Below are 13,686 nucleotides of genomic sequence, written 5' to 3'. Positions count from 1 at the left end.
CTTCAAATGCCTGGCGAGGCCCCGGCCGCGTGACCTTTCCAGAGACCATCCACCACCTCGGTTTCCGGCCGGTCGCCGCCTTCGGCATATTCCTCATGCCACTTGCCGTTCTCGTCCTGCCAGCTGATCTCGGCGGAATCGCCGCCGACCTGCTGTTCGGCCGCGACGATGCGCGCAGCTTCGAGTGCCTCGGCATGGGTCGGAAATGCCTCGGAATAGACACCTCCCAGCCTGTAGGCCCAGCCGCCGTCATGCGGCACGACTTCGTAGACCACCTTGATCATGCATCCGTCTCCTCATCTTCTTGTTGCGCATTCGCACGCTTCCGGACAGGATCCGGATCATCGCGGCCGCTTGACGAGAATTCGAGGACGCCGCGATCTGCTTTCCGGCCCCGATGACGTTCAGTATTCCATTAAACGCCGAAGACTGCAAACGGGACTGGCCCCGGGCCTGCTTGATAGGCGAAATCAGTGACTTAGATAAAACGCATGAATCGGGACAGGAGCTCAGGCTTGGGGATCGCGTCACGCTTTAAAGAAGAAAAGTTTCTGGTCGTCGCACTTGTCGTTGCAGTGATCGCCTATCTCATGGAACACGCGGTGATCGAGATGGGGCGCGGCGTCGCGCTGATCGCAGCCGTCGCCCTGGTCGGCACCATCGTGCTCGCCTCTATCCGCGTCGCCCATCATGCCGAACTGCTCGCCGTCAAAGTCGGCGATCCCTACGGCACGATGATCCTGACCCTTTCGGCCGTCGCCGTCGAAGTCATCATCCTCGCCATCATGATGAGTGGCGAGAGTTCGCCGACGCTGGTGCGCGACACGATCTATTCCGCCCTAATGCTCGATATCAACGGCATTCTTGGCCTCGCCGCGCTGCTCGGCGGCCTCAAGCACGGCGAACAGCCCTATAACGATAACTCCGGCAAGACCTACGGCGTGATGATCCTCACCGCCATGGGCATCTCGATGATCGTGCCGGAATTCGTGCCCCGCGACAAATGGCACTATTATTCGGCCTTCACCATCGTCGCGATGATCGCGCTCTACGGCCTCTTCCTGCGCATGCAGGTCGGCCAGCACAGCTATTTCTTCAGCTATAGCTATCCGCGCTCCGAGCGGAAGAAAGAAAGTCCGGACGAGCACGCCCCCGACGAGTCGGCCGCGATCTCGATCGCCACCATTCTCGTCGGCGTGGTCATCATCGGCCTGCTGGCGGAGTTCATGTCGGCCTTCATGGCCGACGGGCTGCGCGACAGCGGCGCGCCGATCGCGGTGACCGCCGTCGTCGTCGCGGCGATTTCGGCCGCCCCCGAGATCCTGACGGCATTGAGGGCAGCCCTCAGGAACCGCATGCAGGCGACGGTCAACATCGCCATGGGCGCTTCACTGTCGACGGTGATCCTGACGGTACCCGTCATGGAGGCGATCGCGCTCTACACCGGCCAGCCCTTCATCATGGCCATGACCCCGGTGCAGACGGTAATGGTGACGATCACGCTGATTGCCGCGGCGATCAACCTCAACGACGGCGAGACCAACGCCATCGAGGGCATGACGCATTTCATCCTCTTTGCCACCTTCATCATGCTGACGGCGCTGGGACTTTGACGGTGGCGGCTGACATCGCCTTCTTGGCAGTTCACCCTTGTTGGCAGGTCCCTGCGGCAGTCATTCCTTCGACTTTTCGAGGAAACGCTGCTTGCGGGTTTTCGGCTTGAAGCGCCGGAAGAAACCCTCAATGGCGCGGATCGATTTGGTGACGGACATCAGCCGGTCGATCTGGCCGTTCGCATTGTGGAGCCGTTCCGACAGAACTTCGGCCGCCGTCATCGCAATCTCGATCGGCGGCACCTGCGGAAACCGTTTGGCCAGCGCCGAATAGGGGCTGGCATCGACGCCGCCCATCATCGAGATCGCGCCCATCCTGGCAAAGAGACGCAGGAAGATCTGCTCGAACGTCCAGTCGTGCACGTCGAAGACCTTCCACTTCTCGCTTCTCTTTGCCGAAAAACCGGCAAGCAGGATCTTGCCCGGCAGTTGCAGGTCGGCCAGCCAAAGCGCCATCGCAAAGCCGCTCGTCGCGATCTTGCCTGTCGGATAGAGATCGCCGAGCATTTGCGTCAGATCGAGATGGCGGGTTCTGGCGCCTTTGAAGCCGCTCTCCTCACTGAAGTTTTCCTCCGGGGAGGCGCGAATATTGACGACACCCAAAAAATCGTTGCCGGCAAAGAAACGCAGAACATCCGCCGCCTCGCGCCGGTGGACGATATTGGCGCCCATCACGCCGCTGCGGGCAATCAGCACCGCATGGCCGGTGAAGGCTTCGTCGAGCACCTTATAGACATTGTTGAAGAAGACGTAGAGCGTCGTCTCCGGAAATTCGCTTCGCAGCCGCTCGAAATCGACTGCTTCGCTGTTTGCCACCAGCACGACGTGGGAATAAGGTGACAACAGTGCCTTCCACGCCTCCGGCGTCAGGAAGTTGAAGCCGCCATCCGCGGCGGCCCTCTGCGTGTCACTGGGGATTGCTTCCATATCGGCTCACATGCACTTTCCAAGGACGATGCGCACTGCCCGCCTTACTAGCTGTTGCTGAAATAGGCGCGCGTCCGTGCCAGCCGCGTCAGCCCGCCGATACGCTTTCCCACATGCGAAAGGAAACCCGCGACCCGGCCCATCATCGACGGCTGCCTGCAGAACGAGGCCCACGGCGTATTGCTGAGATCCTCGATATAACGCTTGGCCATCCGGCGGTGCACCCAGGGTACGGTGGCCTGCCACGGTTTTTTCCGGCCGGTAAAATGAATGATCGCCGGCCGGCCGACAAAGGGCAGAAGGCCGGTCTGCGTATTCCAGCGCGGATCGAGCACCAGCCAGTCGCCGTCGAAGGTGACGTTCAGCGCATCCTGATCGTTATTCTCGAAAAGATGCGACCGCTCCTCGAAGATCTCCCGTGTCCTGGCAAAAAGCTCCCTCTCCCGGCAGGCCGCCCAATCGAACAGCAGCACACCGGCATTGAAATAGCGGCCACCCTCGTGCATGCCGATCTTCCGCTGCCGTGCGCCGGCCTTCTCGGGAAAGGCCATGACATAGTCGTCGACGGCGGCAAGCGCCTTGCCTTGAAAATCCCTGCTGAAGAGTTCGTCAACTGGCGCAACTGCCAGCACATCGGCGTCGAGGTAAAGCAGACGCTCGATATGAGCGGGTATGTGCAGATCCATGTAGAGCCGCGCCAGCGTCGCACCCGACCAGCGGCCCCGCGCCTGCTTTGCCGTATCCGGCGTATTGTAGGGCAGCACAGTGATCGCCATGCCGTGCATCCGCGCGAAATTTCCGACCTCGGCGCTTTCATTCGGCGTAAGGTCGATGCCGAGAAGCAGGAACTCCACGGCAGAACCGCCGAGATTGCGCTTGACGGAAAGCAGGGTGCAGCAGGCGGCCGGCAGCATGTTGACATCCGAACAGACGATCACCGCACTCTGCTGCAAAATCCCGGCCTCCCGAAGCGGCAACGTAAACTTGATGCCGGATATCTAGTTGGTTTGATGCCAACCCGCAACCGCCGATCACCCGCCGAGCCGTCACCCTGCGTCACGTTTTGAATCGGAATTCAACGACTTGCGAGGCAAAGTGGAATCAACTCTGCAGCATGTTGAATCGGGACGTGAACGACAATCACAGCGCCAGCCCGACCTCGCCACAAAGAAAAAGGCCCGCCGTCTCGGCGGGCCTTTGATCGATGCTGTGCCAACCGGCTTACTTGCAGGCGCCGCAGAAGCGCTGGATACGGCGGCAGGCTTCCTCGAGCTGTGCTTCGGAAGTTGCATAGGAGATGCGGAAGTTCGGGCCGAGACCGAAGGCCGAACCGTGAACGACGGCAACGCCTTCCGATTCCAGCAGTTCGGAAACAAAATCCTCGTCCGTCTCGATGACCTTGCCCGACGGAGCCGTCTTGCCGATCAGACCCTTGCAGGAGGGATAGACGTAGAAGGCGCCTTCCGGCACCGGGCAGACAATGCCCTTGGCCTGGTTCAGCATGGAAACGACGAGATCGCGACGGCCTTCGAAGATCTTCTTGTTCTCCGGGATGAAGTCCTGCGTGCCGTTCAACGCTTCGACAGCAGCCCACTGGGCGATCGATGTCGCACCCGAGGTCTGCTGGCCCTGGATCATGTCCATGGCCTTGATGAGCTGCAGCGGGCCTGCCGCGTAGCCGATACGCCAGCCGGTCATTGCATAGGCCTTGGAGACGCCGTTCATCGTCAGCGTCCGGTCGTAGAGCTTCGGCTCGACTTCGACAGGCGTGACGAACTTGAAGTCGCCATAGGTCAGGTGCTCGTACATGTCGTCGGTCAGCACCCAGACATGCGGATGTTTCATCAGCACATCCGTCAACGCCTTCAACTCGTCATGCGTATAGGCCGCACCCGTCGGGTTGGATGGCGAGTTGAAGATGAACCACTTTGTCTTCTCGGTGATCGCCTTTTCGAGATCGGCCGGCTGGAGCTTGAAATTATGCTCCTGGGTGGCCGAAACGAAAACCGGCGTGCCGCCGCACAGCGCCACCATCTCGGGATAGGAAACCCAGTAAGGCGCCGGGATGACGACTTCGTCGCCGGGGTTCATCGTTGCCATGAAAGCGTTGAAAAGGATCTGCTTGCCGCCGGTGCCGACGATCGTCTGCTCCGCTGTATAGTCCAGGCCGTTCTCGCGCTTGAACTTGGCGGCAATTGCCTTGCGCAGCTCAGGAATGCCGGAAACCGGCGTGTACTTCGTCTCGCCGCGGTTGATCGCGTCGATGGCGGCCTTCTTGATATTGTCGGGCGTATCGAAATCCGGTTCACCCGCACCGAGGCCAATGACGTCACGTCCTTTTGCTTTCAGCTCGCGCGCTTTCTGGGAGACGGCGATGGTGGCTGAAGGCTTCACACGGGAAAGAGCATCGGCAAGGAAGGCCATGATAACGGTCCTATTGGTTGAAACGGGCAGAAAGCCGGGACCGGAGTTCTGCGGTTAGCTCTATGTCCAATGTATGACGGCATTTCAAGCGGAAAGGCGTCATGGCGGCATGATTCTTATTGATCATTTCGCCGCGCCGCCCGCCCGGCCTGTCCACGCCTTCGGACTGGCCGGCGTCACGAGGTTGAATCGTGCTGCGCGGATCTTGAATCAAACTCTGAAGTCATCCGGATTTATACCCTGAAATCAGTGGCATCGCCGGATTCGACCATCGCCACGAATAAGCCGCAACAAATGCCGCGCCACGCCGCAATTCGGTCGTGAGCGCGCCGAGATCGAAGCCGCATCATCCGGCATCCGAAATTGGTTATTGAGGGTATGCCAATGTTTCTGGAAGATGAGTTTGCCATAGGGCGCATTCGCGCCCGCCGAATTTCCGTTTCAGTCCTTGTTGCCGTCACCGCTCTTGCCGCCTGCATAGCGGCGATGCTGGGGTTTGCCTCCACAGTCCGCGCCGAGCAGGCGCCGCAGGCATCCAACCAACTGGCGGCGCTTGTCCGGCCGAATGACGTCAACAGCGGCTCGCTGCTCTTTCCGTCGAAGGAGCCGGGCTTTTATGTCGAAGCGCCGCGGCTGAAGACCGATGTCGCCATCGACGTCTCCGGCCCGATCGCCAGGGTGAAGGTGACGCAGCGCTTTCAGAATCCAAGCCAGGGTTGGGTAGAAGGCACCTACGTCTTCCCGCTGCCGGACAATTCCGCCGTTGACGCCCTGAAAATGCAGATCGGCGAACGCTTCATCGAAGGCCAGATCAAGCCTCGCCAGGAAGCCCGTGAAATCTACGAGCAGGCCAAGGCCGAGGGCAAGAAGACGGCGCTGCTCGAACAACAGCGGCCGAACATTTTCACCAACCAGGTCGCCAATATCGGTCCCGGCGAAACCGTCGTCGTCCAGATCGAATATCAGCAGACGGTCCACCAGTCGGGCGGCGAGTTCTCGCTGCGTTTTCCGATGGTCGTCGCCCCGCGCTACAATCCGGCGCCGATCGTCCAGACCGTCGAGTTCAATAACGGCGCCGGTTTCGCCACACCACGCGACCCGGTGGAAAACCGCGACAAGATCGAAGCCCCCGTACTTGATCCGCGTGAGAACGCCAGGATCAATCCGGTTTCGCTGACCGTCGACCTCAAGGCAGGCTTCCCGCTTGGCGACGTCAAATCGTCCTTCCACGCGGTCGATATCAGGCAGGATGGCGACCAGGCGAGGACGATCGGCCTGAAGGCGGACACCGTTCCCGCCGACAAGGATTTCGAGCTCACCTGGAAGGCCGCCCCCGGCAAGATGCCGAGTGCCGGCCTCTTCCGGGAAGTCATGAACGGCAAGACCTATCTGCTCGCCTTCGTCACCCCGCCCACGGCTCCGGATGCGGCAGCGCCGCCGGCAAAACGCGAGGTAGTCTTCGTCATCGACAATTCCGGCTCCATGTCCGGTCCGTCGATCGAGCAGGCAAGGCAGAGCCTGGCGCTTGCCATTTCCAAGCTGAACCCCGACGACCGTTTCAACGTCATCCGTTTCGACGATACGATGACGGATTACTTCAAGGGTCTCGTTGCTGCCACCCCGGACAATCGCGAAAAGGCCATTGCCTATGTCAGGGGCCTGACAGCCGACGGCGGCACGGAAATGCTGCCCGCCCTGGAGGCTGCATTGCGCAACCAGGGACCGGTCGCAAGCGGAGCGTTGCGCCAGGTCGTGTTCCTGACGGATGGCGCAATCGGCAACGAGCAACAGCTCTTCCAGGAAATCACTGCAAACCGCGGCGATGCCCGCGTCTTCACCGTCGGTATCGGCTCGGCGCCGAATACCTATTTCATGACCAAGGCCGCCGAAGTCGGCCGTGGCACCTTCACGGCGATCGGCTCGACCGATCAGGTGGCAAGCCGCATGGCCGAGCTTTTCGCCAAGCTGCAGAACCCAGCCATGACCGATATCGCCGCGACCTTTGAAGGCATAAAAGCCGAGGATATCACGCCGAACCCGATGCCGGACCTCTACAGTGGCGAACCCGTCGTGCTGACCGCCGAACTGCCTGAGGACAAACCCGCCGGCAAGCTGCAGATCTTCGGCAAGACAGGCGAGCAGCCCTGGCGCGTCGACATGGATATCGCCAATGCCGCCGACGGCAAAGGCATTTCCAAGCTCTGGGCCCGCCGCAAGATCGACGATTTCGAAGCCCGTGCCTATGAACGTCAGGATCGGGCCGCGCTCGACAAGGATATCGAGACGGTCGCTCTCGCCCACCATCTCGTCTCCCGCCTCACCAGCCTCGTTGCCGTCGACGTTACCCCGTCACGCCCGGCCGATCAGCCGCTCGGCTCAACCAAGCTGCCGCTCAATCTGCCTGAAGGTTGGGACTTCGATAAGGTCTTCGGCGAAAACCCTGTCCCTCCTGCCGGCGGAGAACGCCATGGCTCGGCGACGCCGGCAGGAAACGCCGGACCGGAACAGGCGGCAGCCGAAACACAGGATCTCGCCGCATCGCCCGGGATCGCAAACATGATGGCAGCAGCCCCGACCGCCAAGGCCGCCACTATGATCGCGCAGAAGAGCTCGACCGTGAACCTGCCGCAGACGGCAACGCGCGCCGACGAGCAGATCATCCGCGGGCTTACCATGCTGCTCCTGGCGCTGACGGCGGCAAGCGGGCTGGCCATCTGGCGCCGGCGCATCAAACGGGTGATCGCGGTCGGGGCCAAGCGTTATGGTCTCTAGGCTCTCCGCAAGCCACGATGAGGAAGCGGCCGAATTCGAGCCGCTTCCGACCTATCTGGAACTCGCCATGGCGGCCGCCACGGCCTATGACAGGCCGAAGGCGCGCCCGAGCAAGGGCTTTTTCCTCTGGCGTCTTTCCTCGATCGAAAAGGCAATCGCCTTCGCCATTGCCGGTCTTGCCCTCTATGGCCTGGCGCTGATCGGCGACGGCTTCCTGCTGAAAGCGAAGGCGGAGCTCTCCCAGATCCTGCTGAAACGCGCTTTCGCCGCGGAGCTGCGGGGGAACGAGACAAAGCCCTGGCCCTGGGCGGATTTCACCACCGAGGCCAAGGTGCGCGCCCCGCGCCTCGGCAAGGAGGCGATCGTGCTTTCCGGCGCCTCCGGCGAGGCTCTCGCCTTCGGTCCGGCCTGGCTCGTCAACACCCCACAGCCGGGCGAGGAAGGCACCTCCGTGATCGCAGCCCATCGCGACACACACTTCCGCTGGCTGCAATATATAAAGCCCGGCGATACGATCGAAGTCACGCGCCGCGACGGCAAACTATTGACTTTCAAGGCGGGCGAAAGCCGCATCGCTCCGTGGGATGCAAGCGGCATCGATCCCTCCTCCGACGGCCGCCGTCTCGTGCTGACCACCTGCTGGCCCTTCGACGCGACGGAGCGCGGGCCCTTGCGCTACATCCTCGAGACGGAACTGGTCGACCCTCAGGCGACCGGCTCGGTTCAACCGCCAAACACAAAGCCGTTATATCAGGTCGAATGAGGGTTGAAGCTGTTTCCTGTCCGCTCCACGTTCAGCCTGGAGAGACGACAGGGAAAACACGATGAAGAGAATATCCGCCCTCCATTTGGCCGCAGCGCTGGTCCTGTTCGGGGCTATATCCGCGGATGCGGCTGATACCATCAAAGCGCAGGATCTTACAGTGCGAGTCGACAAGCTCGCCGACGGTCTCGAACATCCCTGGGCGGTCGAGGTGTTGCCCGACGGCGCCTATCTCGTCACCGAGCGGCCGGGCCGCATGCGCATCATCCGAGAGGGCAAGGTCTCCGACCCGATCGGCGGCGTGCCGAAAGTCAGCGCCCGTGGCCAGGGCGGCCTGATGGACGTGGCGCTCGCCCCGGACTTTGCGACGAGCCGAAAACTCTATTTCACCGCCGCCATCGCCAACAGGCAGGGCTCCGGCACCGAAGCCTTCAGCGCCACACTTTCGGCCGATGAAAAGACCCTGGACGCAGTAAAGCCGGTTTTCACCATGCGGCGCTTCACATCAGGCAATATCCAGTACGGCTCGCGTATCGCGATATCCGGCGACGGCTCGCTGTTCATCAGCGTCGGCGACCGCGGCGACCGCGACCGCTCGCAGGACTGGCAGGACGACGCCGGCTCGATCATCCATATCAATGCCGACGGCAGCATCCCCGCCGACAATCCGTTCAAGGACGGCGGCAAGGCGCTGCCGGAAATCTGGTCGAAAGGCCACCGCAACCCGCAGGGCATCAACTTCGACGCCAGGGATGGCAAGCTCTATACCGTCGAACACGGCGCCCGCGGCGGCGACGAGATCAACCAGCCCCAGGCCGGCAAGAATTACGGCTGGCCGATCATCACCTATGGACGCGACTATTCCGGCGCCGAGATCGGCGAAGGCACAGCCAAGGAAGGGCTGGAACAGCCGCTGCATTATTGGGATCCTTCGATCGCACCCGGCGCGCTCGTCGTCTATCGCGGCGCCATGTTTCCGGAATGGGACGGCAATTTCATCGTCGCAGCGCTGAAGTTCCAGTTGCTGTCGCGCATGCAACGTGACGACAACGGCGCCTTCGTCGCCGAAGAGCGCCTGTTCGAGGGCGAATACGGCCGCATCCGCGACGTCGTCGTCGCACCCGACGGAGCGCTGCTGATGGTGACGGACGAGGACGACGGCGCGCTGCTCAGGGTCTCCAGGGCGCAAGCCCGCAACGGCTGAAAGATCACAACGGGCCGCGCAGTTCCTTGCGGATGACGAATTTCAGCCCGGACCAGATCTCGTCGACGGCGCAGACCTTGACGTCGACGAGGCCCGTCGGGAGCAGAACCTCCCGCAACACGTCCTCGGTGATGTCGGTCGGCACGCGTGAACTCTTCTTCGGCCAGGAGATCCAGACCATGCCGCTCGGCATCAGGACAGAAAAAAGCGTGGGCGCAACAGCCTCCAGCGCCGCCCGTTCTGTTGTAAACAAATGCACATAGTCGAAGGCGCGCTGAGGCGTCTCGGGAAGCGCGCGGACGACCGAAGCAAAACCGTCGAAACCATTGATCTCGCCGATCGTCTCGGGAACGCCGAGAAGAGCCGCGGCCTGCCCATCAGCCAGGCCGAGCTTCCGGGCAAGCGGCGTGCCGGAATAGCCTGCCGTCTTGGACACTGCGGTGTCGCCGGCTGGCCGTTCTTCACGTCGCATGCCTTCACCTCCGTTCACGCCGCCCAAAGTCTTCACCCTTGCCGGAAGTAAACGCAACTGCTAACCGCTTGACCACACCTCCCTTCCCCATCGAGGACGACATGACGCGCGTTCAGGCGAACCTCCTCCTGTTGCTTGCAGCCGCCATCTGGGGCGGCGGCTTCGTCGCGCAGTCGACGGCGATGAAGGCGATCGGTCCCTTCTGGTTCATCTGCCTGCGTTTTGCCGTCGCCACGCTGGCGGTGCTGCCTTTCGTCCTTTTTGAGGCGCGCAAGGCCAAAGAGAAGACCAGCGCGCGCCATGCGAAGCTCTACATCCTGACCGGCCTTGCCCTTTTCGGCGGTGCAGCCACGCAGCAGGTCGGACTGCAGACGACGACGGTGACGAATTCCAGCTTCATCACCGGCCTCTATGTCGTCTTTGTGCCGCTGATTGCCGTGTTCTTCCTGCGCCGCGCCCCGCATTGGATCATCTGGCCCGGCGCGCTGCTGGCGATCACCGGCATCTACCTCCTGTCCGGTGGCCATCTTTCGGCGCTGACGCCGGGCGATCTGCTGACCGTCGTCTGCGCCGTCTTCTGGGCGATCCAGATCACCCTCGCCGGCACGACCGTTTCGGCGATCGGAAGGCCGCTCGCGCTCTCCGCCGTGCAATTCGCCGTAACCGCGACCTGTGCGCTGGCCGTTGCCGCAGCCGTCGAACCTGTCAGCCTTGCGGCGATTTGGGCGGCGGCGCCGGAGATCCTTTACGTCGGAATTTTCTCCTCTGGCCTGGCTTTCGTCCTGCAGGTGATAGCCCAGCGCTATACGACGCCCTCGCAAGCCGCGATCTTCCTTTCTTCCGAAGCGATCTTCGGCGCATCGCTCGGAGCCCTGCTGCTCGGCGAAACGATGCCGGCGACAGGTTATGCAGGTTGCGCGCTCATGTTGATCGCTATGCTTGTAGTCGAACTCGTCCCTGGATTCGCCCGACGGCGGCTGCCAGCCACGTGAACACGCGTCCAAATATGGGTGAGTCCCACAGCGGAAAAAAAATTTACTGGGGGCGGAAAGACGCGTTCACGTTGCATTTTTGGGAAAATCTGCTCGGAACTTATATTGCAGACGATATAAAACGTTAATCATTCCCTATCAGCGAAGGAAATTTTGCGTTTTTGCGCAAATTGTTTATCGGCAGGGGTGTGCCAGGAACGACACGCTAAAAAACTTTTGCTTGCCAAAATCCTTTAAACGCAGCACTCTCAGCGCGTTCGGGCATTTTGCGAGCATGGGAAGTCCTTAAGTATTTGCGCGCCGGGAACGCTAATATTCCGGTCAGCCGGTTCCAAAAATGGCGGGCGAAAGTCCTGCCTGGAACAGGCCGAGGTAGAGGGGACCTTTTTCTCACATTTCAAGAATTGCCTGCCAACACCTCCCGCAAGGAGGCAATGCTATGATGCTGCCCGTGTGGATGGCGGGCAGAGAGAAAAGGACCTGACGCATGGCAGAGACTGGCACTGTAAAATTCTTCAATACCGACAAAGGCTTCGGCTTCATCAAGCCGGACCGGGGCGGCGCCGATATCTTCGTTCACATTTCTGCCGTTCAGGCCTCCGGGCTGGCCGGTCTGACGGAAAACCAGAAGGTAAGCTTCGACACGGAGCCGGATCGCCGCGGCAAGGGCCCGAAGGCCGTCAATCTGCAGATTGCGGGCTGAACCCTTAACGGCTGTCAAATTCGAGTTGAAGCCCGGCAGCAATGCCGGGTTTTGTCGTTCAGCCTTCGTTCAGCTACAAATCGATAGGACTGTCACCATCGAGAAAGGAACCGGCGTTCGGTTCCCTGGATTGGGATTTATGCTTATGAACAGGCTCGCCAAGACTTTTCTGCTGACGGCAACGGCTGCCGCGCTCACTCTCTCCGCCATTGGCGAAGCATCGGCACGCGACCGCCACTGGCGCCATCATGACGGCAACGACGCGCTCGTCGGCGGTGCCGTCGGCCTCGCAACCGGCCTGATCGTCGGTTCGGCCATCGCCAACGCCAATAACGGCCCGGTCTACGAAGAGCGCCGCTACATCGACCCGGCCTACGAGCCGGATTATTATGAGCCCGCTCCGGTCTATCGCGCCCCGCGCCGAGTCTATGCCGAGCAGCCGCAATATTACGAGCCGGTCCGCACGGCGGTGGAACCCTGGTCGCCGCAATGGGAGCGTTACTGCTCTTACCGCTACCGCTCTTTCGATCCGCGCAGCGGCACCTATATCGGCAATGACGGCCGCAGCCATTTCTGCACTGCCGGCTGAATTCGCCATCATCCCTGATGCCAAGCGCCGCTCTTCAGCGGCGCTTTCTTTTTGTCGATCCCTCAACTGGTCCTCTCCCGCGTCCGCTTTCTCGACATTGCCCACCCCGCACCATATCCACGTGGCCGGGGAAAAATATTTCTACAAAGTCCATAGAAATAGACGTTATAGGTTTCTCGCCCCTCACCAGTGCTCGTAGGTTATCTCGACCTATCGATGGCAATGGTACGGAGAGGAATAAGTTATGGGCGTGTTTCGTTCGGCGATGATCGGTGTCGCGATTGCTTTGGGGCTGGGCCTGTCATCGGCTGGCGCGGCCGATCTTTCAGAAATCAGGATCGACTGGGCGACCTATAATCCCGTCAGTGTTCTTCTGAAGAAGGAAGGCCTGCTGGAAAAGGAATTCGCCAAGGACAATATCAGCATTCGCTGGGTACAATCCGCCGGCTCGAACAAGGCGCTGGAATTCCTGAACGCCGGATCGATCGATTTCGGCTCGACAGCGGGTGCGGCAGCACTGATCGCGCGGGTCAACGGCAATCCGATCAAATCCATTTATGTTTATTCGCGTCCCGAATGGACGGCTCTGGTCACCCGCGCCGATAGTCCGATATCCACCGTCGAGGATCTAAAGGGCAAGACGATCGCGGTGACGCGCGGCACCGATCCGCATGTCTTTCTCGTCCGTGCCTTGGCGGATGCCGGCCTGAAACAATCGGACGTGAAGCTGGTGCTGCTGCAGCATGCCGACGGCAAGCTGGCGCTTCTGCGTGGCGATGTCGATGCATGGGCAGGCCTCGATCCGCTGATGGCGGCCGCCGAAGTGGACGACAAGGCGAAGCTCTTCTATCGCAAGCCGGAAAACAACAGCTGGGGCGTGCTCAATACGACCGAGACATTTGCCGCCGAACATCCCGACATCATCAAGCGCGTCGTCGCCGTCTATGAGCAGGCACGGGCCGAGGCGCTGGCCGATCCTGCAGCGCTCAAGGCGGCGCTGGTGGAGGCGGCAAAACTGCCGGACAATGTCATCGCCAAGCAGCTGGAGCGGACGGACCTCTCGCAACCGACGATCGGCGACCTGCAGCGCGACACGATCTCGAAAGCGGGTATCGCCTTGCAAAGCGCCGGCGTCCTGCCCGCCGACGTCGACATTGCCAAAATCACGAACGAACTGATCGACGATCGTTTTGCCGTCGGGAAAACCCAGTAACAGAGCATCGACAA

General features: G+C 61.2%; 13 protein-coding genes. 8 read left to right on the top strand and 5 right to left on the bottom strand.

What is annotated here, in order from left to right; all coding sequences use genetic code 11:
* Window positions 1-2 precede the first annotated feature (2 nt).
* A complete protein-coding gene (locus tag FHT69_RS02230) occupies window positions 3-284 on the bottom strand; it encodes a DUF2188 domain-containing protein (RefSeq protein ID WP_028758403.1) in 282 nt (93 codons plus the stop codon).
* Between the two features lie 231 nt (window positions 285-515).
* Here FHT69_RS02230 and FHT69_RS02225 point away from each other — a divergent pair, with 231 nt between their 5' ends.
* The gene (locus tag FHT69_RS02225; RefSeq protein ID WP_183903201.1) at window positions 516-1,613 is read left to right on the top strand and encodes a calcium:proton antiporter; all 1,098 of its coding nucleotides are present in this window, start codon (window positions 516-518) and stop codon (window positions 1,611-1,613) included.
* A gap of 60 nt (window positions 1,614-1,673) precedes the next feature.
* Here the strand turns inward: FHT69_RS02225 and FHT69_RS02220 are convergent, their stop codons facing one another.
* From FHT69_RS02220 to FHT69_RS02210, 3 genes are all read right to left on the bottom strand, one after another.
* Entirely contained in the window at window positions 1,674-2,540 is an 867-nt protein-coding gene (locus tag FHT69_RS02220) for a hypothetical protein (RefSeq protein ID WP_047611148.1), read from the bottom strand.
* Window positions 2,541-2,587: 47 nt separating this feature from the next.
* Window positions 2,588-3,493 carry a glycosyltransferase family 8 protein gene (locus tag FHT69_RS02215; RefSeq protein WP_028758401.1) on the bottom strand — a complete coding sequence of 302 codons (906 nt, stop codon included), beginning with the start codon at window positions 3,491-3,493 and terminating at the stop codon, window positions 2,588-2,590.
* A 268-nt stretch (window positions 3,494-3,761) separates the two neighbouring features.
* Window positions 3,762-4,964: a pyridoxal phosphate-dependent aminotransferase gene (locus tag FHT69_RS02210; protein ID WP_028758400.1), complete on the bottom strand. Its 1,203-nt coding sequence runs from the start codon at window positions 4,962-4,964 to the stop codon at window positions 3,762-3,764.
* A gap of 384 nt (window positions 4,965-5,348) precedes the next feature.
* Between FHT69_RS02210 and FHT69_RS02205 the strand changes: the two genes are divergently transcribed.
* The 3 genes from FHT69_RS02205 to FHT69_RS02195 all read left to right on the top strand — a co-directional run bounded on the left by FHT69_RS02205 (window position 5,349) and on the right by FHT69_RS02195 (window position 9,703).
* The gene (locus FHT69_RS02205) at window positions 5,349-7,736 is read left to right on the top strand and encodes a marine proteobacterial sortase target protein (protein WP_047611151.1); all 2,388 of its coding nucleotides are present in this window, start codon (window positions 5,349-5,351) and stop codon (window positions 7,734-7,736) included.
* Window positions 7,726-8,499, top strand: coding sequence for a class GN sortase (locus tag FHT69_RS02200; protein WP_047614264.1), 774 nt, complete (start codon window positions 7,726-7,728; stop codon window positions 8,497-8,499). Before FHT69_RS02205 ends, FHT69_RS02200 begins: the two co-directional genes overlap by 11 nt.
* Before the next feature lie 61 nt (window positions 8,500-8,560).
* Window positions 8,561-9,703: a PQQ-dependent sugar dehydrogenase gene (locus FHT69_RS02195; RefSeq protein WP_047614265.1), complete on the top strand. Its 1,143-nt coding sequence runs from the start codon at window positions 8,561-8,563 to the stop codon at window positions 9,701-9,703.
* Between the two features lie 4 nt (window positions 9,704-9,707).
* Here FHT69_RS02195 and FHT69_RS02190 read toward each other — a convergent pair whose 3' ends face one another.
* Entirely contained in the window at window positions 9,708-10,175 is a 468-nt protein-coding gene (locus FHT69_RS02190) for a hypothetical protein (RefSeq protein WP_047614475.1), read from the bottom strand.
* Window positions 10,176-10,276: 101 nt separating this feature from the next.
* Between FHT69_RS02190 and FHT69_RS02185 the strand changes: the two genes are divergently transcribed.
* The 4 genes from FHT69_RS02185 (at window position 10,277) to FHT69_RS02170 (ending at window position 13,672) form a co-directional block, all read left to right on the top strand.
* Window positions 10,277-11,167, top strand: coding sequence for a DMT family transporter (locus FHT69_RS02185; RefSeq protein ID WP_183904858.1), 891 nt, complete (start codon window positions 10,277-10,279; stop codon window positions 11,165-11,167).
* Window positions 11,168-11,654: 487 nt separating this feature from the next.
* The gene (locus FHT69_RS02180) at window positions 11,655-11,870 is read left to right on the top strand and encodes a cold-shock protein (RefSeq protein WP_003561293.1); all 216 of its coding nucleotides are present in this window, start codon (window positions 11,655-11,657) and stop codon (window positions 11,868-11,870) included.
* 139 nt (window positions 11,871-12,009) lie between these two features.
* Entirely contained in the window at window positions 12,010-12,459 is a 450-nt protein-coding gene (locus FHT69_RS02175; protein ID WP_183904857.1) for a BA14K family protein, read from the top strand.
* Window positions 12,460-12,703: 244 nt separating this feature from the next.
* Window positions 12,704-13,672, top strand: a complete 969-nt coding sequence (locus FHT69_RS02170) for an aliphatic sulfonate ABC transporter substrate-binding protein (protein WP_183904856.1) — start codon at window positions 12,704-12,706, stop codon at window positions 13,670-13,672.
* The last annotated feature ends 14 nt before the right edge of the window (window positions 13,673-13,686 follow it).

It is taken from the genome of Rhizobium sp. BK008 (assembly GCF_014197345.1).
In the GTDB taxonomy this organism is placed as follows: domain Bacteria; phylum Pseudomonadota; class Alphaproteobacteria; order Rhizobiales; family Rhizobiaceae; genus Rhizobium; species Rhizobium anhuiense.
The sequence above is the reverse complement of the archived record's forward strand: the minus strand, read 5'-3'. Positions and strand labels throughout refer to the sequence as shown.

Coding starts and splice junctions, on each gene's coding strand:
- FHT69_RS02175 (WP_183904857.1), top strand. CDS start 12,010: ATGCTTATGAACAGGCTCGCCAAGACTTTTCTGCTGACGGCAACGGCT.
- FHT69_RS02220 (WP_047611148.1), bottom strand. CDS start 2,540: ATGGAAGCAATCCCCAGTGACACGCAGAGGGCCGCCGCGGATGGCGGC.
- FHT69_RS02170 (WP_183904856.1), top strand. CDS start 12,704: ATGGGCGTGTTTCGTTCGGCGATGATCGGTGTCGCGATTGCTTTGGGG.
- FHT69_RS02180 (WP_003561293.1), top strand. CDS start 11,655: ATGGCAGAGACTGGCACTGTAAAATTCTTCAATACCGACAAAGGCTTC.
- FHT69_RS02190 (WP_047614475.1), bottom strand. CDS start 10,175: ATGCGACGTGAAGAACGGCCAGCCGGCGACACCGCAGTGTCCAAGACG.
- FHT69_RS02210 (WP_028758400.1), bottom strand. CDS start 4,964: ATGGCCTTCCTTGCCGATGCTCTTTCCCGTGTGAAGCCTTCAGCCACC.
- FHT69_RS02185 (WP_183904858.1), top strand. CDS start 10,277: ATGACGCGCGTTCAGGCGAACCTCCTCCTGTTGCTTGCAGCCGCCATC.
- FHT69_RS02230 (WP_028758403.1), bottom strand. CDS start 284: ATGATCAAGGTGGTCTACGAAGTCGTGCCGCATGACGGCGGCTGGGCC.
- FHT69_RS02205 (WP_047611151.1), top strand. CDS start 5,349: ATGTTTCTGGAAGATGAGTTTGCCATAGGGCGCATTCGCGCCCGCCGA.
- FHT69_RS02195 (WP_047614265.1), top strand. CDS start 8,561: ATGAAGAGAATATCCGCCCTCCATTTGGCCGCAGCGCTGGTCCTGTTC.
- FHT69_RS02200 (WP_047614264.1), top strand. CDS start 7,726: ATGGTCTCTAGGCTCTCCGCAAGCCACGATGAGGAAGCGGCCGAATTC.